The sequence below is a fragment of the Nonomuraea sp. NPDC004354 genome, assembly GCF_053602555.1.
Genome location: NZ_JBSGDV010000003.1, coordinates 295,969 through 314,470, shown reverse-complemented (window position 1 = coordinate 314,470; position 18,502 = coordinate 295,969). Strand labels below are relative to the sequence as shown.

Here is an 18,502-nt window from a genome sequence, read left to right as displayed (position 1 = left end):
CCGAAAGGTTAGCTCGTGAACCCGAAGTTTCCAACCATGGCCGACCCCGAGGGCCGCACGCTCGGCGACGAGGAGGTGGCGGCCCTCGAACGGGTGATCCGTTCGGGCATGCTCAACTCCGTCTGGGGGACCGAGGGCCGAGCGCTCGAAGGCGAGATGGCGCAGCTGTACGGCTCCCGCCACGCGATCGCGTGCAGCTCCGGCACCGCGGCCCTCCATCTGTCGGTCGTGGCGGCGGCACCCGATCCCGGAGACGAGATCATCACGACGCCGATCACGGACTTCGGGACCGTGGCCCCCATCTTGGCCCAGAACGCCGTCCCTGTCTTCGCCGACGTGGACCCCGCCGACGGCAACCTCGACCCCGACGCGGTGGCCCGGCTGATCGGGCCGCGCACCAGGGCCATCATGGCCGTCCACCTGTTCGGGGCGCCCGCCAGGGTGGACGCGCTGCGGGCGCTGGCCGACGAGCACGGCCTGACGCTGATCGAGGACTGCGCCCAGGCCTGGCTCACCGAGCTCCCCGAACCTCCATCATCCCAGGTCATGCCGGGCAACGGCGACGAGCCCAGCAGTGGTTCCGGCGGTGATCTCAGCGGCGATCCCAGCGGTGATCCCATCGGCGAGCTCGGCGGTGCGCCCGTGCGGCTCGCGGGCACCGTGGGCCACGTCGCCACCTTCAGCCTCCAGCAGTGGAAGCACATCACCTGCGGCGACGGCGGCCTGACGATCACCCAGGACGACGTCCTGGCGCGCCGGATGCGGCTGTTCTCCGACAAGGGCTGGGACCGCGCCGCCGGCCGCTCGCACGCCGGCCTCGGCCTCAACTACCGCATGACCGAACTCCAGGCCGCCGTGGCGCGCGCCCAGCTGGCCAAGCTGCCGGGCGTCCTCGAGTCCAGGCGGCGCACCGCCGTACGGCTCATCGGGGCCCTGGAGGGCCTGCCGGGGATCCGGCTGCCGCGCCCCGAGGGGCACGCCTGGTGGTTGTTCCCCCTCGTCCTGCCCGACGGCAAGGCCGGGGCGCTGGCCGGTCACCTGCGGGAGGCCGGGATTCCGGCACGGGCCGGTTACCTCGGCGAGCCGCTGAACAGGGCGCCGGTGTGGAGCGGCCCCATCTACGGCGGCTCGACCTACCCGCTGGCAGGCTACGTGCCCAACGCCTGCCCCGAGGCGGAACGGCTGGTGGCCGAAACGCTGCTGGTCATCGACTGGAACGAGCACTACACCGACGAGCACGTCGACGCCGTCGCCGAGCGGGTCAGGAGCTGGTCGCAGTCACGTTCGTGTATCGGGCATTGACCGGCCGTCTCCCCGCTCATTAGGTTTCGGTCAGGACCGGTATTCATGAAAGGAAGCCGCCGATGAGGAAGGTAGCGGCAGCCGGAATCGCGGCCGCCATGAGCGTCGTGATCGCCGGGTGCGGGTCCGGTGGCTCAGGCTCGTCGGACAAGAGCACGGTGACCCTCTGGATGTACCCCGTGATCGCGGACTCCGCCAAGAACCAGGCGTTCTGGGGCAAGGTCGAGAAGGACTTCGAGGCCGCCAACCCCACGCTCGACGTCAAGATCGACCAGCAGCCCTGGGACGGCAGGCAGGAGAAGATCACCACGGCCCTGGCCTCGAAGACGGGCTTCGACCTGGTCCTGCTCGGACCCGACCAGATCCCGCAGTACGCCCAGCAGGGCACCCTCGAACCGCTGGACGACGTGATCGCCAAGGACAGGGCCGCCTACCTGCCCAACGCGCTCACCGCGCTGACGGTCGACGGCAAGCTCTACGGCGTCCCGATCTACCAGACGATCACCGCCCCCATCTACAACAAGAAGCTCTTCGCCGAGGCCGGCGTCACCGAGGTCCCCGACACCCTCGAGGAGCTGAAGGCGGCGGCGCCCAAGCTGGCCGCCAAGAAGGTCGCGGTTCTCGACTACCCCGGCAAGCCCGAGATCTCGCTCAACCAGAGCTTCTACCCCATCTTCTGGGCCAACGGCGGCAGCGTCTTCGCCCCCGACGGCAAGACGGTCGCCTTCAACGGCCCCGAGGGCGTGCAGAGCCTGCAGTTCCTGCTCGACCTGAAGGCCGCCGGCGGCCTGCCGGAGAACACCGCGAGCAAGGGCAACGACATCGAGGGCGGCTCGCTGGCCGGCGGCAAGACCGCGATGTACCACGCGGCCACCGCGGGCATGGCCGACCAGCTCGGCGCCGCGATCGGCCAGGAGAACGTGGGCATCGGCCTGCCGCTCGAGGGCAGCAAGCGGGTCGCCTTCGGCATCCCCGGCGGCCTCGTCGTCGCCAAGCACTCCAAGAACCAGGAGGCCGCCAAGAAGCTGGCGGCCTACATCGCCGGCCCCGTGGTGGGGGCCGAACTGGCCAAGGAGTCCGGCTTCTTCTCCGCGCGGACCGACGTGACGATCCCCGGCCAGAGCGAGGCCTCGAAGGAGTTCGCCAAGTCGCTGGAGTTCGCCTTCCCCGGTGACACGCACCCCAAGGCCCGCCAGGTGATGGCCATGGTCGCCGCGCACATCCAGGCGGCGCTGCTCGGCAAGGAGGATGCCAAGACCGCCCTCGACGCCGCGGCGAAGGAGGCCAACGAGCTGCTGTCCAGCGGCAGCTGACACGATCGGGGGCCTTCCCTCGGGAAGGCCCCCGCTTTTCTGGGCCCCCGCTTTTCTGGAAAGGTGTGAACCCCGGTGCGTCATCGCCTGCGCGACCCGGTCACTGGACTGCTGTTCGTCCTGCCCGTCCTCGTCCTCTTCCTGATCTTCCGGATCTTCCCCACCCTGGGTGCGGCGGGCATGAGCCTCACCAACTGGAACATCGGCGGAGAATGGGACGTCGTCGGCGCCGACAACTACGTCCGGCTGTGGAACGACCCGAACTTCTGGGCCAGCCTGCGGGTCACCCTGGTCTACGCGGCGATCTTCGTGCCGCTGACGGTCGGCGTCTCGCTCGCCACCGCGCTGCTCCTCAACGCGGTGATCTTCATGCGGGGCCTGTTCCGCAGCATGCTCTTCCTCCCCTACGTGACCAGCTTCGTGTTCGCGGGCATCATCTGGCGCTGGATCTACGAGTTCGACGGGCTGCTCAACGGCCTGCTCGCCAAGCTCGACCTCGGCCCCCTCCAGGTGCTGGAGGACTCGGCGCTGGCGCTGCCCGCGCTGGCGATCGTCTCCTGCTGGAAGGGGTTCGGCTACTCGATGCTGATCCTGCTGGCCGGCCTGAAGGCCATCCCCGGCTCCTACATGGAGGCGGCCAGGGTCGACGGCGCCGGCGCGTGGCAGCGCTTCCGCCGTATCACGCTCCCGCTGCTCAAGCCCGTCCTGTTCTTCGTCCTGGTCATCGAGACGATCAGCTCCTTCCAGGTCTTCGACACCATCTACGTGATGACCGGCGGCGGCCCCGCCAAGGCCAGCTACACCCTCATCTACGGCATCTACGAGCGCGGCTTCAGGTTCTTCGAGTTCGGCTACGCGGCCACCTGGGGCATGGTGCTGTTCGTCATCGTGCTGGCCATCTCGCTGATCCAGCGCCGCTTCCTCGGCAGGGGGAACACATGACGCTGACCGCCACCCGTCCCGCCACCGCCACCACGGCCGCCAGGGTGAAGCGCCGGCGGCCCCGCGGCACGTGGGCGCTGTACACCCTGCTGGCGGTGCTGTCGCTGCTGACGCTCGCGCCGTTCGTCGCGATGGTCGTCGTGGCGCTCAGCCCCCGGGGCAAGCCCACCGTCCCGCTCCAGTGGCCCGAGTCGCTCACCTTCGACAACATCGCGCAGGTGCTGTCGGCCTCCGGGTTCGCGCAGTGGACGCTCAACTCGCTGATCTACTCGGCCGTCTCCGTCGTGATCATCCTGATCACCGCCTCGATGGCCGGCTACGCCTTCGCCAAGAAGCGCTTCCCCGGGCGCGACGCCATGCTCTGGACGTTCCTCGCCACCATGATGGTGCCTTTCCAGGCGACGCTGATCCCGGTGTTCGTGCTGATCTCCGACCTGGGCGGCGTCGACACCTTCTGGGGCCTGATCGTGCCGACACTGGCCAACTCGCAGGCCGTCTTCCTGATGCGCCAGTTCATCCTGGGGCTGCCCGACGAGCTGTTCGACGCGGCCAAGGTCGACGGCGCCTCCGAGCTGCGCGTCTACTGGACGATCGTGGTGCCGCTGACCAAGCCGATCATGGCCACGCTGGGCGTGTTCGTGTTCCTGTGGCACTGGAACGACTTCCTGTGGCCGCTGGTCATCGCGCAGAGCGACGCCACCAGGACGCTCACGGTCGGCCTGACGATCCTGCGCACCGAGGAGCTGCAGTGGTCGATGGTCATGTCCTCCGCGGCCATCTCGGCCGTGCCCTGCCTGCTGGTGTTCTTCCTGCTGCAGCGGTACCTGGTCAACAGCATCGCGATGACCGGCCTGAAGTAGCCGGCGCGCCGCCCGGCCGGGGACGCCCTACGCTTGACGCCCATGTCCGGTGAGGGAGCGATCATGAGCACGGCAATCGACACGCGGGCCGCCCGGCTGCGCGACCGCCTGCGCGGCGCGCTGGTGGCCGCCGCCGCGACCCCGATGACCCGCGCGGGCGAGGTGGACCTCGACATCGCCGAGCGCTACTTCCACCGGCTCGTCGCCACCGGTGCCGACGCCCTCGCCATCCTGGCCCACACCGGCCGGGGCCCGTTCCTGCCGCCCGAGCTCAGGCGGGAGCTGATCCTGCGCGCCCGCACCGCCGGCGTCCCCGTCATCGTGGGCGTCGGCGGCGCCCCGGCCCCGGCCGTCCCCTCCGGCGCGGCCCCGCACCCACGCGCTGCCCCGGAGTCGCGTCCCGGGCCCAGGGAAGGCACGGGCGGGGGACCGGACCCCGCCCCGCGCTCGGCCGCCGCTCAGGAGTCAGGTCTGACGCACACGGGCGGCCGACCACGGGAAGGCGCGGATCGCGCGGCATCTCCTGTGGAGGGCGAGGGGGCGGTCGAGAGGACCGTGGCGGATGCACGGATGGCCGCCGAACTCGGCGCGGACGGCGTCCTCGTGTTCCCCTCACCGGGCGACCGGCTGGCCGAGCACGAGGCCGTGTGGCAGGCCGCCGGGCTGCCGATGATCGCCTTCGACCTGTACACCGCTCCCTGTCCGCCCGCCGTCCTCGCCCAGATCCTGCGCCACCCGGGCGTCGCGGGCCTGAAGACGGCGCTGCTGTCGGACGCCATGGGCTGCCAGGAGACGATCGCCATGACGCGCGAGGCGGGAAGGCTGGCGATCACGGGGGAGGACCGCATGTTCGGCCCCTCCCTGCTGTGGGGCGCCGAGGCCGCGCTCGTCGGCATCGCGGCGGCCCGCGTGGCCGAGACCGCCGAGGTGATGCGCGCCTTCCAGGGCGACGACCTGCGCGCCTTCGAGAAGGCGTCGGCGCGGCTCGACCGGCTCGCTGCGGCCACCTTCACCGCGCCGATGGAGGGCTACGTCCAGCGCATGCTCTGGCTGGCCGCCGACGAGGGGCTGATCCCTGAATCTCACGCCCACGACCCGTTCGGCCCCGGGCTGCCCGACACCGAACGCCCCGCGGTCCTCGCCGCGTCCGCCTGACGCCCGTCGAAGACCTCCCCTGGCGAAGGGGGTATCGCGGGTAGCATAAGTGGCATGAGTGAGCCTACTCAGAAGTATTCGATCACCATGCCCCGTGACATCGCGGAAGCCGCACGTGCTCGTAGTGGCCACTCCGGGCTCTCCGCGTACGTCACCGCCGCAGTGGCCCGCCAGATCGAGCGTGACAACCTCAACGAGCTCATCGCTGTCGCAGAGGCCGAACACGGTCCGATCACAGACGAAGAGGTTCAGGCGCGGCGAGACCAGCTTCAACGTGCCCGCGGGCGGCTGGGCTCGGGAACGACCGCCGCGTGATGGCGCTCCAGGCCACCCCTGGAGGCACCCTCGTCCTGGACAGCGAGGCGCTCGCGAAGGCCGTTCTTCGGGATCGGGAGCTGACCGCGTGGCTCTCCCTGGCCAAGGCCGACGACCTGCGTGTCATCACGAGCGCGGCCACCCTCGTCGAGGTGGTTCATCCGCGAATCAGGCGACCCGCGCTCGAATGGACCTTGTCCCGTGTCGTCGTGGAGCCTGTCACGGAGCGCCTCGCGAGACAGGCGGCGGCGCTTCTGGCGGATGCGGGCCTGCACGGTCACAAGCACGCCATCGACGCCATGCTCTGTGCCACCGCTCTCGCCGCTCCAGGTCAGGCCGTCGTGCTCACTTCCGACCCTGACGACCTCTCAGCCCTCTGCGGCGACCGCGTCGTCGTCATCAAGATCTGACCCGTCGACGAACCCCGCGAGGGCGAGCCGGTCAGGACGGCAGGCCGTAGGGGGAGACGGCGATGCCGACCAGGTTGCTCGACGGTCAGCTTCGACGCGCCGCCGAAAGGTCGAGTCCGAACAGCCGTACGGCATTGCGCCACGCGATGGCCTCGGCGGCGGCGGGGGAGAGGTTCGCCGCCGCGACGGCACCGAAGGCCGAGGCCGGATCGATGAGCGTCGAGTCGGTGCCGAACAGCAGGCGGTCCTGGTCGACGGCCTCGACCACGGCTGCGATGCGGCCGGCGGGCGCGTGGGAGAAGCACGGTTCGAGGTAGAGCCGGTCGCAGGCGGCCGCGGCCTCAATCGCGTGGCGGTAGCCGTCGGCGCCCATGTGCCCGGCGATCGCCCGCAGGCCGGGGGTGTCGAGGCAGACCTGCGCCAGGTCGAGCACCGACGGGCCCCAGGTGTGGACGAGGGCCGGGACGTCGCGCGAGGCCACCAGGGCCAGGGCCGCGCGCAGCTGGGGCGAGGTGACCGGGGAGCCGGTGTAGTCGGTGTGGATCTTCACGCCGACGAAGCGCCCGGTCGGCAGGTACTCGTCGAGGTCCCGCTCGGCGTCGGCCAGCCGGCGGGGGTTGACGGTGACATAGCCGTAGTGGCGGTCGGTCCGGGCGAGCCAGGCGTCCAGGGCCCGGTTGCCGGAGGCGGCGTCGTAGATGACCGCCTCGGTGGCCGACACGATGGACACGTCGATCCCGTAGCGGTCCATGGTGGCCCGGTTGGCCTCGGCCACGTCCATGGTGAAGAACCACGGGCCCCAGTGCGCGTGCACGTCGACGATCATCCGAACAGCCTCCTCGCGTTGCCGCCCGCCACAGCGGCGATCTCGTCCGGCTTCAGGCCGCTGGTCGCCAGCCGTAGCAGCGGGACGAGCGGTTCGTAGTGGGGGGTGCGGGAGCCGTACAGCAGCCGGTCGGCGGGGACGCTCTCCAGCGCGTCGGGCGAGTTGAGCAGCCGCGTGGAGGTGTGGAAACCCGGCTCGTCGGCGGCCACCACCAGGAAGTCGCCCAGGTGGTAGAAGTGCGTGTCGAGGAAGACGACCTTCGCCTCGAGCCCGGAGAACGGCTGCCAGAACCGGCGCACGTCGCCGCCGGTCAGCACCACCAGGCCGAGCGCCGCCGCCCGCCTGGCGACGTGCCGTACCGACGGGAAGCCCGCCTCGACGCCCTGCTCGTCGGGGAAGAGCCGGACGGCCCGCACCCCGAGGGCGGCCAGCCGTTCCATCTCGCGCACCGAGCCGATGGGGTCGCGCAGGTCGAGCGCGCCCACCGGGACGGCTCCCTCCAGCGCGAGCACCTCGGCGTTGCCCGAGCGCATGTCGAACAGCGCCGCCCGCAGCGACGCCACGGCCCCGGCCTGGATCCGGTGCTCGGCCAGCCGGCCGAGCACCGCCGACGGCGTGCCGGGTGGCCCGTCCCTGTCGGCGTAGGCGCCGACCAGCACGTCCACATCGAGCGTCACCGTGAGTTCGCCGATCAACCCGCGCGCGTCGAACGCCGTCACAACCGCCTCCATTGACTATTCGCGCTCAGAACATTACGGTCTGGGCCAAAATCGAGCAACAGGTGGCGGCCCACGGTCGTGCCGGGACCACTCCCCACACTCCCCGCCCCCGCTCCCGCGTCACGACCCCCGGACCCCGGCCCCGACCCTCCGACCCCCCGACCCCGGAAGTGATGCCGTGAGAACACTCGTCGTGGCGCTGGCCGCCGCGCTGCTCACCGCCGCGCCCGCGCAGGCGGCCGACTGCCGGCCGCCCACTGTGGAGAAGTTCGGCCCCGCCTCGGTGACCGGCGCCATCGTGGGCGCCTCCGTCCACGAGGGCAAGGCCTACCTGGTGACCAGAGGCCAGAAACCGCCCGTGCTCGCCGAGTTCGACCTGGCCACTCGCAAGGTCGTCAGGACCGCCACCCTGCCCGACGGGCCCGCGACCGGCGAGCCCGAGGGCGCGTGGGCCACCGCGGTCTCCGGCGGCAAGGTCTACGCGGGCACCTACCCGGTGCCCGACCTCTACAGCTTCGACCTGGCCACCGGCGAGGTGAAGCATCTGCACTCCTTCGGCAGGAACGGCGGCTTCGTCTGGAGCCTGGCCGCCGCGCCCGACGGCACCCTCTACGCCGGCACCTACCCCGACGGCCGGGTGTGGGAGTACAGGCCCGGCACCGGCGCCGTCCGCAACTTCGGCGTGCTGGCGGCCGGCGAGCGCTACGTCCGGTCGGTCGCCGCCGACGCGCGGAACGTGTACGCGGGCCTGCTCGACAAGGGCAAGCTCGTCGCGATCGACCGGCAGAGCGGTGCCGTACGCGAGCTGGCCCAGGGTTCCACCGGCATCGCCGTGGTGGCCGACCACGGCGAGCGGATCCTGGCCGTCAGCGGCACGACGCTGATCGACGTCCGCAAGGACGGCGCCGACGCCAGGCGCGTCGACACCGGGGCCGGCCTCGACGCGCTCGTGTCCACGCCGGACGGCACCGTCTACGCCACCAGCAGGCCCGACGGCACCGTCTACCGGTACCGCACGGGCGAGACCGCGCTCACCAAGGTCGCCGACGCGCCCTCGCCGGGCGACGAGACCCGGCGTCTCGAGCTCACCTCGCCGGGCACGCTGGTCGGCTTCTCCGGCAGCGGCGGCATGTGGTCGCTCGACCTGGCCTCGGCCACCTCGCAGTTCGTCGAACTGATCGACGCGGGCCTGCCCGCGGGCGCCGAGCGGGTGCAGAGCATGCTCCTGGTGCCCAACAGGGCCGTCTACATCGGCGGCCACTTCTCGATGGACGTGCGCGACCTGCGCACCGGCGAGCACCGCCGCTTCCGCGTGCCGGGCGAGCCGAAGGACCTCGTACGGCGCGGCGACAAGATCTACGCCGCCATCTATCCCAGCGGCCAGATCGTCTCCATCGACATCAGGACCGACAAGGTGGAGAGCGTCGGCTTCCTCGGCCACGGCCAGCAGCGCCCGTGGGACATCGAGTACGACCCCCGCACCGACAAGCTCCTGGTCGCCTCGGCCCCGCTGGGCGCCAGGCTCGACGGCGCGCTGTCGATCGTCGACCCCGACACCGGGCAGATCGACGTCCACGAGGGCGTCATCCCCGGCCAGAGCCTGATGAGCCTGTCGCTCGACTCCGCCAACGGCATCGTCTACCTGGGCGGCGACGTGCTGGGCGGCGGCGGCACCCCGCCGACGAGGATCTCGGCCTCGGTCGCGGCCTTCGACCTGGCGACCCGCACGGTGCTCTGGCAGACCGACCCGGTCGCCGGCTACCGCACCTTCCAGGACATCAAGGTCCACGACGGCCTGCTCTACGGCGTCTACAAGCGCGACTCGGGCGCGTGGATCGCGCTGGACCTGGCCACCAGGACGGTCGTGCGCCAGGGCACGCTGTCGGGTTACGGCGAGCTGACCGTGCACAGGGGCAGGGTCTTCGCCGCCACCTTCTTCGGCGGCGGGAACGCCTACGTGCTCGACACGCGGGCCGGGCTGCTGGCCACCGGGCTGGGCGACGAGTGGTACACCAATCCTCAGCTGCACTTCGAGCCGGGTTCGTGGGAGGCGTGGGCGCTGTCGGGAAGGGAGCTGGCCAGGGTCAGGCTTGACCCCAGGTGCCCGCAGAGCTAGGTTCCGGTCTGTGCCGAAATTGATCGACGCGCACCGCCTCATCGGGCCCGTACCCTTCGACGACCTGCCGGAGGACCCGCGGCCCGAGATGGACCGCCTGGGCATCGAAGCGGCCTACGTGACACACACGCTGAGCCTCTACTCCGACGCCCAGGCGGGCAACCAGGCGCTCTTCGCGCTCGACGACCCCCGGCTGATCCCCGTCCCCGTGGTGGTCCCCGAGGCGTTCGCCGACATCCCCGACTGGCGGGTCCCGATGGTACGGCTCTGCCCCGAACGGCACAGGTTCGACCTGACCGGGCCCGTCGCGCTGCGCTGGCTGGCCGCGCTCGACACCATCGCCGCCGTCGACCTGGACGAGACCTCGCCCGCCCAGCTGCTCTCCCTGGCCAGGCAGCTTCCCGGTCAGCGGATCCTGCTGCTCAACCCCGGCTACCGCAGGCTGCGCGCGGTCGCCGAGCTGATGTCCGAGGCGCCCAACGTCTGGCTGGAGATGGGCACGGTCAACACCCAGCGCGCCGTCGAGTGGCTGGCCGCGCGCTTCGGCGCCCGCCGCCTGGTCTTCGGCACGGGCGCCCCCGTCCTCGACGACTGCGGGCCCCGCTTCCTGCTCGACCACCTCGAACTGCCCGACAAGGACATCGAGCTCATCGCGACGGGGGGCGACCTGCTGTGATCCTCGACGCGCACGGCCACGTCGGCACCTGGCCGGACTTCCTCATCCCCGACCCCACCGCCGAGGGCCTGGTCAGCCTCATGGACCGGCTCGGCATCGACGCCATGGGCATCAGCCACCTGCTCGGCGTCGGGCCCGACGCGGCGCAGGGCAACCGCCTGGCCTTCGAGATCGCCGGCCGCCATCCCGGCAGGTTCGGCGTCTGGCAGGTCTACAACCCCCACCACCGCACCCCGCTCGCCACCGAGGGCGTGTGGGGCGTCAAGATCCATCCTGACGTGCACCAGTGCCCGCTCGACGACCCGCGCTACGCGCCGGTCTGGGAGCTCGGCCTGCCGGTGCTGTCCCACGGGCAGACCGACTCGCCGTGGAGCGATCCTGCCCTGTTCGCCGTCGTGGCCGGCCGCCACCCCGACGTCCCGCTGCTGATGGGGCACACCGGGCTCTGGCCGTACGGCTTCGCCCGCGCCGCCCGCCTGGCGCCCGACCACCCGAACCTCTACCTGGAGACCTGCGGCTCGAAGATGACGGGCCGGTGGATCGCCCGCCTGGCCGAACTGGTGGGCGCCGACCGGGTCGTCTACGGCTCCGACTCCTGCTTCCTCGACCTGCGAGCCGGATACGGCCGCGTCGCCCTCGCGCCGCTCGGCGACGCCGACAGGGCGCTCATCCAGGGCGGCAACCTGGCCCGCCTACTCGCCCGATCATCAGGAGGACACCCGTGACCCTCGCCCTGCACGGCGGCACCCCGGTCCGCTCCACCCCCTGGCCCTCGTGGCCGCCGCCCCTGGACGACGCCCAGCGCAAACTGGTCACCGACGTGCTGGAGAGCGGGCTGTGGGGCGCCACCCAGGGCGGCGGCGCCGTCGCCGACCTGACCGCCGCCTTCGCCGCCCGCTCGGGCGTGCCGTACGGCGTGGCGGTGGGCAACGCCACCCTCGGCCTGTTCGCCGCGCTGCGCGGCCTCGGCGTCGGGCCCGGCGACGAGGTCATCGTGCCCGCCTACACTTTCGTCGCCTCGGCCACCTCGGTGCTGCTGACCGGCGCCACCCCGGTCGTCGTCGACGTCGACCCGGTGGACCTGCACCTGTCCGTGCCGGCCGCCGAGGCGGCGATCACCGCCAGGACCGTGGCCGTCATGCCGGTCCACCTGGCGGGCAGCCCCGCCGACATGGACGCGGTCAACGAGCTGGCCGCGCGCTACGGCCTGGTGGTGGTGGAGGACGCCGCCCAGGCGCACGGCGCCACCTACCGCGGCCGCCCGATCGGCGGCCTCGGCGACGCCGGCGTCTACAGCTTCCAGGCCGGCAAGGCGATGACCGCCGGCGAGGGCGGGCTGGTCGTCTGCCGCGACGAGTCGGCCTACGAGGCGATCTGGTCGGTGTGCAACGTCGGCCGCAAGCTCGGCGGCCAGTGGTACGGTCACCCGAGCGTCGGCTGGAACCTGCGACTCACCGAGATCCAGGCGGCCCTGCTGACGCCGTGGCTCGACCGGCTCGACGCCGAGATCGACCGCAGGGAGGCCTTCTGCGCCGCCCTCGACCTCGGCGACCTGCCGGTGCGCGCCGTACCCCGGCCGGAGGGCACCACCCGCGACTCCCGCCACCTGCTGATGCTCCGCTTCGAGCAGCCGGTCGACCGGTCCTTCGTGCTCGCGGCCATGGCCGCCGAAGGCGTGCCCCTGGAGGGCGGGTACCCGCCGCTGGGCACGATGGGCGCCCTCACCGAGGCGGGCGCCCGCGCCGAGGAGTGCCCCGCCACGCGAGCGGCCGCGGAGAGCGTCGTGTGGGTGCGCCAGGCGATGCTGATGGACGATCCCGCGCGCGCCGCCGACCTCGCCGAGGCCCTCGCCAAGGTCCTCGCCGCCTGACACTCAGCCACCTCTCGACATTTCGGTCTTTACCGGAATCAGCAAGCGATTTAGATTCCGGTCATGACCCTTATCCATAAACTGGTCGCCGCGGGACTGGCGCTGACCACCGCGCTGAGCGCCGCCCCGGCCGGCGCGGACGATCGCGTCCAGGGCCTGGGCGTCCCGCTCCAGGACGTCCTGCTCATCGGTGGCACCGTCACCCCCGGGCCCGGCGGCGGGACCGTGCTCTGGGGCGCCTCCTCCGGCGCGCCCGCCCACCTCAACGCCGTCGACCCCGCCACCGGCGCGGAGGTCGCCCGCCTCGACCTGCCGGGCGCGGCGGGCTCGTGGGCGGTCGACGCCACCCCCGACGGCAGCCTCTACGTCGGCACGTACGGCGACGGCCGGCTCTACCGCTGGACCGAACAGGGCGGCGTGAAGGACCTCGGCCGCCCGGTGCCCGCCGACGACTTCGTCTGGTCGGTGGCCGCCGGCGAGGGCGCGACCGTCTACGGCGGCACCTCCCCCGGCGGGCGGCTGTTCGGCTACGACCCCGCCACCGGCTTCCGCGACTACGGCAAGCTGTCGGCCGCCCACGCCTACGTCCGCAGCGTCTCCTACGCCGGCGGGAAGATCTACGCCGGCACCGAGGCGCCCGCCGCCGTCTTCGAGGTCGACGCCGCCACCGGGGCGCCCACCCGGCTGCCCACCCCGCCCGGGCTCGACCCGGCGGGCAGGTGGGCCTACGACGTCAACGCCGCCGGCGGATATCTCTACGTCCGCTACGGCGGCGCCGGCCCCGGCCCCCTGCACGTCTGGGACATCGCCGCCAGGACCTGGACCGACGCGCTCGACCAGGCCCACGGCCTCGACGTGTCCCCTCCCGACGACGAAGGCCGGATCTACTTTGTAAAGGCGGGCGAGCTGGTCCGCTACGATCCCCGCACGAAGACCCTCACGCCGACCGGCATGCCGTTCCTCGGCAGGGTCGCCAACACCCGCGGCATCGGCTGGGCCGAGCTCGGCCTGCCCGACTACCCGGGCAAGAGCGTGGTCGGCCTGCTGTGGCGCGGCCTGATGTTCCGCTACAACCCGCAGACCGGCGCGCGCTCGTTCGTGCAGACCGGCGTGCGCGGCGAGCCGATCGACATCACCGCGATCTCCGAGGGCCCCGACGGCCGCGTCTACATCGGCGGGTTCCTCAACGGCGGCTTCGCCGCGCTCGACCCCGTGACGGGGCGGCGGGAGGAGTTCCACACCTTCTCGCAGAGCGAGGACATGACCACGCACGCCGGCAAGCTGTACGTCGGCGCCTACCCCGAGGCCAGGGTCTACTCCTACGACCCGAAGCTGCCGTGGAACAGCACCGAGTACTCCCCGAGCCCCGAGCCGGGACCCGCGCCCAACCCCGCCAGGCTCTTCGACTTCGCCGCCGACAAGCAGATCCGCCCACGTGCCATGGTCTCGGCCGGCCGCTACCTCGCCGTCGGCACCATGCCCGACCTCGGCCACCTCGGCGGCGTGCTGGCCATCTGGGACCCGGTCGAGGGCGGGCTGAAGCACGCCCGGCGCAACGTGATCACCGACCAGTCGATCGTCTCGCTGGCCTACCGCGACGGCGTCGTCTACGGCGGCACCTCCATCTACGGCGGCCAGTCGGCGACCCCGCCGACCCAGCCCGAGGCCAGGCTGTTCGCCTGGTCGGTGGCCGACGACAGGCTGCTGTGGCAGATCACGCCCGCGCCCGGCAAGCCGGCCATCCCCGCGCTGACCTTCGACGACCGCGGCAGGCTGTGGGGCATCGCGGGCGGCACCGTGTTCGGCGTGGACACCGCCGAGCGCAAGGTCGTCAAGACCGTCACCCTGTCCGGCAGCAGGAGCGCCGGCGGGCAGCTCGCCTTCAACCCCGCCGACCGGCTGCTGTACGGCGCGCACGCCGGGGCCGAGGTGTTCTGGCTGGACCCGCGCACGCGGGCGCATGACGTGCTGAAGGAGGGCGCCGTGCACCAGCTGGCCGTCCACCGGTCGGGCGAGGTGTACTTCGCCGAGGGGTCGCGGCTGTTCAGGCTCAAGGCGCAGCGGGACCGCTGACGCTCGCACCCCGGACGCGCCGACGCCTCCTCTCCGGTCACGCTGGAGAGGAGGCGCGGAGGTCAGCAGAGGCGGTAGGTGTAGAAGTTCTCGTTCCTGGACAGGTACATGTGCCCGTCCGGTCCCTTCAGCAGGATCGAGATGGGCCGCGTGATGAGCGTCAGCCCCATCGTCGCCCGGTCGATCTTGTAGACCTTGCCCTGGACCTTGCCGTAGAGCTTGCCGTCCGAGCCGAGCTCGATGTTGGTGTCGAGCCAGACCTGGGTGGCGGTGGACCACGGGTAGGTCTGGTGCTTGGTGACGCGCAGGGTCCGGCCGGTGGCCGGGTCGAGCTCGTACAGCGCGTCGGGGCTCAGCCCCCACAGCTTGCCCTCGTCGTCGAAGGTGATCGAGCCGAGCGCCAGGTCGCCGGCGACGGGCTTGGTCTGCCACTTGAGCGTGTCGGTCGCCATGTCGTAGGCGAAGGCCACGGCCGCGTCGTCCTGCGGGGTGCTGATGCCGCCGAAGGCGCTGGTGGCGCCGTAGATGACGCCGTCGCGGTAGGCCAGGCCGATGATGCTGTGGCCGGGGATGAGGTTACGCTTGACGATCGTCTCGCCGGTCGCGGGGTCGAGGAGGCCGAGGGCGCCGCCGACGGTGCCGACCTTGGGGACGGTGCCGAAGGCCAGCCGGTCGCCGGCCGAGATCATCGCGAACGGCCGGTCCTGCTCCTGGTCGGCCAGGTTGAGCAGGAGCCTGGGCTCGCTGCCCGTCCACTCGTAGATCCGGGCCCACGGGTAGACGCCCAGGTAGAGCTTGCCCTTGTGGGTGACCATGCCTTCGCTCTGCCCGACGTTGGGCCAGAACCGGGTCTCGCCGGTGGCGGGGTCGAAGGCGGCCAGGCCACCGGTGAAGAAGCCGCCGCCGTAGACGCGGCCGTCGGGGCCGACGCCCATCGAGCGGATGCTGACCGGCTGGCCCGTGAGGGTGCCGTCGAGCAGCCGGCCCTGGCCGGTCTTGCGGTCGAAGTGCCAGATACGGCCGGTCGAGCCGGTGCCGACCAGGGTGTGGCCGACCCAGCCGAGCGGCCTGGCCGCGCCGCCGCCGAAGTCCGTGAAACCGGTCTTGGTGATCTTCTCGGTGTCGAGGTCGTAGGTGACCAGCTCGTCGCCCTGGAAGACGTAGAGCCGGTTGCCGTGCCTGCCGCCGCCGACGGTCAGGCTGTCGACGTCCTCGACGACGTCCTTCCAGGCGCGGCGTTCGAGGTCGTAGACGCCCATGGGGTTGCTGTTGGTGGAGGTGGCGAACCTGACCAGCAGGTAGCGGCCGGCCACGTCGATGTCGTAGGCGTAGCCGTGGCCCTCGATGGGCGGCTCGATGACCTCCTTGGTCACCCCGTCGCCGCCGACGACCGCGACCTTCATGCTCTGCGCGCCGACGCCCGCGTAGATCGTGCCGTCCTCGGCGACGGCCAGGTCCCTGACGAACTGCTCGCCGGGGACGGGGCTGCCGAGGTCGGTGATCTGCCCGCCGGCGGTGTCGTAGCGGACGAGCTTGCCGTGCGGGGAGGTTCCGCCGTAGACGGAGGCGCCGTCGGGGCTGGCGGCGACGGTCCACACGAAGGTCTCGGTGGGCGCGGCGATGCCCAGCTCGGTCACCTTGTCGGTGGCCGGCTCGTAGCGGAACAGCCTGCCCATGGCGCCCGGGGTGGCGTTGTAGCCGCCGACGTAGACGGAGTGGTCGGGGGCGACCGTGACCGCCCAGGAGCCGAGCGCGAGCGGCAGCGGGCGTTCGGCGATGAGCGTGCCGTCCTCGGCGTTCCTGATGCCGAGGATGGCGGGGCCCGAGGCGCTGGAGGTGACGGAGTAGACGCGGGGGCCGTCGGGATGGGAGGCGTCCATGGCGGTGCCCGCGGTGGTGGCCCCGGTCAGGGGGAGTGCGCCCAGGTTCTTGAACCCGCACCCGCTCGGGGGTGCCATGGATTCGGCCTGGACCGGAGATGCGGTGGGAAGGGCAAGGAGGAGGGCCATCGCCAGCGCCCGCCAAGATACGGTCATGGCCGTAATTTTGCAGGTTCGCTTGCCCCAACGGAAGGGACCAGGCGGAGGGCGTGGCCGCGGGGGCGTCGAGCCGGGAACTAGGAGAGGTCGAGGACGGCGTCGGCGCGCCGCCTGGTGCCGTCCTCGGCGAACCACCGTTCCTCGGCCGCGAACCACTCCACCCACCGCTGTTCGAGGCCGGGACCGTCGCGCTTCAACACCCTGGCCATGCGCACCTCCCGCGGCGCCTCCACCCACACCGTGAAGGACACCGGAGCGCCGCGGCGGGCCGTACCGACGCCCTCGATGACCAGCACGGGCGCGGCGGGCACGATCACCTCCTCGGCGTGGACGCCGCGGACCCAGTCGTAGCGGCGGAAGGAGCCCGGCCGTCCCTCGCTCAGCGGGCGCAGCACCCGCTCCTCCAGCGCGGCGAACCACGGCCCGGGCCCCTCCTCCCACGGCACGGGGAAGTCGTCGCTGTGCACCACCTGCGCACCGAGGGCGGGCCCCAGCAGGTCGGCGAACGTCGTCTTGCCCGAGCCGGCCGGTCCGTCGACCGCGACGACACGGGTGCGACCGCAGGACGGCGGCCTTGCCATGATGCGTCTCACCAGGTGATCCATCCGACCGATCCTGCCATGGTGGAACAGGGACCTGACTGTCGAGCGCTGCCTCTCGCCTGCGAGGCTGGTAAGGCCGTAAGCTCGGCGACCACCACTGGAGGTTGATCTTGCGCGGACTCCTCGGCGACATCGTCGTCCTCGATCTGTCGCGGGCCCTGGCGGGCCCGCACGCCGCCCAGATGCTCGGTGACCTCGGCGCCAAGGTGATCAAGGTCGAGCATCCCCGGGGCGGCGACGAGTCACGCGGCTGGGGGCCGCCCTTCGTCGGCCCCGAGCACGACATCTCCACCTACTTCCTGTCCGCCAACCGCAACAAGCAGTCCATCGCGGTCGACCTGAAGTCGGAGGAGGGCAGGCGGCTCATCGAGCGCCTGGTACGGCACAGCGACGTGCTGATCGAGAACTTCCGCACCGGAGTGCTCGACCGCCTCGGCTTCCCCGTCGAGCGCCTGCACGAGCTCAACCCCCGCCTGGTGGTGCTGTCCATCACCGGCTTCGGCCACGACGGCCCCGAAGGCGGCAGGCCAGGCTACGACCAGATCGCCCAGGGCGAGGCCGGCCTGATGTCGCTGACCGGGCCCTCGCCGGACGAGCCGTACCGGGTGGGCGCCTCCATCGCCGACCTGCTGGCGGGCATCCACGGCGCCTACGGCGTCGTCGCCGCCCTCTACGCGCGCGAGCGCACCGGCAGGGGCGAGGTGGTGCGCACCTCGCTGCTGGCCGCGGTGACCGGCGTGCACGCCTACCACGGCACCGCCTGGACGGTCGGCGGCCAGGTGCCCGTCGCGGGCGGCAACCACCACGCCTCCATCGCCCCCTACGGCGCCTTCCACTGCGCCGACGGGATGCTGCAGATCGCCGTCGCCAACGACGTGCAGTGGCGCAAGGTGGCCGCCTTGCTGGACATCGACCCCGATGACGCGAAGTATGCGACGAACAGGCAGAGGTTCGCGCACAGGGATGAGCTGATCGTCGAGATGGAGAAGGCCCTGGCCCGTCACGACCGGGCGCACTGGCTGGCCGCGCTCGCCGAGCTCGGCGTGCCCGCGGGCGCCATCCGCACGCTGGACGAGGTCTACGCGTGGGACCAGACCCGCTCCCAGGGGCTGGTCGTCGAGGTGGACCATCCCGTGCTGGGCCGCATCGAGCTGCCGGGGCCGCCGCTGCGTTTCGACGGCGCCGAGCCGGTCGAGCACACCGCGCCGCCGGCGCTCGATCAGGACGGCGAGAACGTACTTTCCTGGTTGGCGGAACGGGAACGGTGACCGGCGCGTCAATTCT

17 protein-coding genes are annotated in these 18,502 nt (G+C 71.9%); 13 read left to right on the top strand and 4 right to left on the bottom strand.

Annotated features, from left to right (window positions below; genetic code table 11):
• The first annotated feature begins 15 nt into the window (after nt 1–15).
• From ACWENQ_RS12170 to ACWENQ_RS12140, 7 genes are all read left to right on the top strand, one after another.
• Entirely contained in the window at nt 16–1,302 is a 1,287-nt protein-coding gene (locus ACWENQ_RS12170) for a DegT/DnrJ/EryC1/StrS family aminotransferase (protein ID WP_452414098.1), read from the top strand.
• Between the two features lie 62 nt (nt 1,303–1,364).
• Nucleotides 1,365–2,615 (top strand): ABC transporter substrate-binding protein, encoded by a 1,251-nt coding sequence (locus ACWENQ_RS12165; RefSeq protein ID WP_452414096.1) that lies wholly within the window; start codon nt 1,365–1,367, stop codon nt 2,613–2,615.
• A gap of 75 nt (nt 2,616–2,690) precedes the next feature.
• On the top strand, nt 2,691–3,557 hold the full coding sequence (locus tag ACWENQ_RS12160) for a carbohydrate ABC transporter permease (protein ID WP_449924091.1): 867 nt from the start codon (nt 2,691–2,693) through the stop codon (nt 3,555–3,557).
• Nucleotides 3,554–4,417, top strand: a complete 864-nt coding sequence (locus tag ACWENQ_RS12155) for a carbohydrate ABC transporter permease (protein WP_449924088.1) — start codon at nt 3,554–3,556, stop codon at nt 4,415–4,417. Before ACWENQ_RS12160 ends, ACWENQ_RS12155 begins: the two co-directional genes overlap by 4 nt.
• 63 nt (nt 4,418–4,480) lie before the next feature.
• On the top strand, nt 4,481–5,572 hold the full coding sequence (locus ACWENQ_RS12150) for a dihydrodipicolinate synthase family protein (RefSeq protein ID WP_452414094.1): 1,092 nt from the start codon (nt 4,481–4,483) through the stop codon (nt 5,570–5,572).
• A gap of 54 nt (nt 5,573–5,626) precedes the next feature.
• A complete protein-coding gene (locus tag ACWENQ_RS12145; protein ID WP_452414092.1) occupies nt 5,627–5,887 on the top strand; it encodes a CopG family transcriptional regulator in 261 nt (86 codons plus the stop codon).
• Nucleotides 5,887–6,297: a PIN domain-containing protein gene (locus ACWENQ_RS12140; RefSeq protein WP_452414091.1), complete on the top strand. Its 411-nt coding sequence runs from the start codon at nt 5,887–5,889 to the stop codon at nt 6,295–6,297. The genes ACWENQ_RS12145 and ACWENQ_RS12140 overlap by 1 nt, the downstream gene beginning before the upstream one ends.
• Nucleotides 6,298–6,382: 85 nt before the next feature.
• Here the strand turns inward: ACWENQ_RS12140 and ACWENQ_RS12135 are convergent, their stop codons facing one another.
• Together ACWENQ_RS12135 and ACWENQ_RS12130 are read right to left on the bottom strand one after the other, a co-directional pair.
• Entirely contained in the window at nt 6,383–7,123 is a 741-nt protein-coding gene (locus ACWENQ_RS12135; protein ID WP_449924082.1) for an amidohydrolase family protein, read from the bottom strand.
• Nucleotides 7,120–7,842, bottom strand: coding sequence for an amidohydrolase family protein (locus ACWENQ_RS12130; RefSeq protein ID WP_449924079.1), 723 nt, complete (start codon nt 7,840–7,842; stop codon nt 7,120–7,122). The genes ACWENQ_RS12135 and ACWENQ_RS12130 overlap by 4 nt, the downstream gene beginning before the upstream one ends.
• A gap of 178 nt (nt 7,843–8,020) precedes the next feature.
• On the opposite strand from ACWENQ_RS12130, the gene ACWENQ_RS12125 reads away from it, so the two are divergent.
• The 5 genes from ACWENQ_RS12125 to ACWENQ_RS12105 all read left to right on the top strand — a co-directional run bounded on the left by ACWENQ_RS12125 (nt 8,021) and on the right by ACWENQ_RS12105 (nt 14,577).
• The gene (locus ACWENQ_RS12125) at nt 8,021–9,958 is read left to right on the top strand and encodes a PQQ-binding-like beta-propeller repeat protein (RefSeq protein WP_452414089.1); all 1,938 of its coding nucleotides are present in this window, start codon (nt 8,021–8,023) and stop codon (nt 9,956–9,958) included.
• 10 nt (nt 9,959–9,968) lie between these two features.
• A complete protein-coding gene (locus ACWENQ_RS12120) occupies nt 9,969–10,634 on the top strand; it encodes an amidohydrolase family protein (RefSeq protein WP_452414087.1) in 666 nt (221 codons plus the stop codon).
• Nucleotides 10,631–11,359, top strand: a complete 729-nt coding sequence (locus ACWENQ_RS12115) for an amidohydrolase family protein (protein WP_452414086.1) — start codon at nt 10,631–10,633, stop codon at nt 11,357–11,359. Before ACWENQ_RS12120 ends, ACWENQ_RS12115 begins: the two co-directional genes overlap by 4 nt.
• Nucleotides 11,356–12,504 (top strand): DegT/DnrJ/EryC1/StrS family aminotransferase, encoded by a 1,149-nt coding sequence (locus ACWENQ_RS12110; RefSeq protein ID WP_452414085.1) that lies wholly within the window; start codon nt 11,356–11,358, stop codon nt 12,502–12,504. Before ACWENQ_RS12115 ends, ACWENQ_RS12110 begins: the two co-directional genes overlap by 4 nt.
• A 63-nt stretch (nt 12,505–12,567) precedes the next feature.
• The gene (locus ACWENQ_RS12105) at nt 12,568–14,577 is read left to right on the top strand and encodes a hypothetical protein (RefSeq protein WP_452414083.1); all 2,010 of its coding nucleotides are present in this window, start codon (nt 12,568–12,570) and stop codon (nt 14,575–14,577) included.
• A 62-nt stretch (nt 14,578–14,639) separates the two neighbouring features.
• On the opposite strand, the gene ACWENQ_RS12100 is transcribed toward ACWENQ_RS12105, so the two are convergent.
• Nucleotides 14,640–16,613, bottom strand: a complete 1,974-nt coding sequence (locus ACWENQ_RS12100; protein WP_452414082.1) for a hypothetical protein — start codon at nt 16,611–16,613, stop codon at nt 14,640–14,642.
• 80 nt (nt 16,614–16,693) lie between these two features.
• On the bottom strand, nt 16,694–17,209 hold the full coding sequence (locus ACWENQ_RS12095) for a uridine kinase family protein (RefSeq protein ID WP_452414080.1): 516 nt from the start codon (nt 17,207–17,209) through the stop codon (nt 16,694–16,696).
• Nucleotides 17,210–17,328: 119 nt separating this feature from the next.
• Between ACWENQ_RS12095 and ACWENQ_RS12090 the strand changes: the two genes are divergently transcribed.
• Nucleotides 17,329–18,486 (top strand): CaiB/BaiF CoA transferase family protein, encoded by a 1,158-nt coding sequence (locus ACWENQ_RS12090; protein WP_449924055.1) that lies wholly within the window; start codon nt 17,329–17,331, stop codon nt 18,484–18,486.
• Nucleotides 18,487–18,502 lie beyond the last annotated feature (16 nt).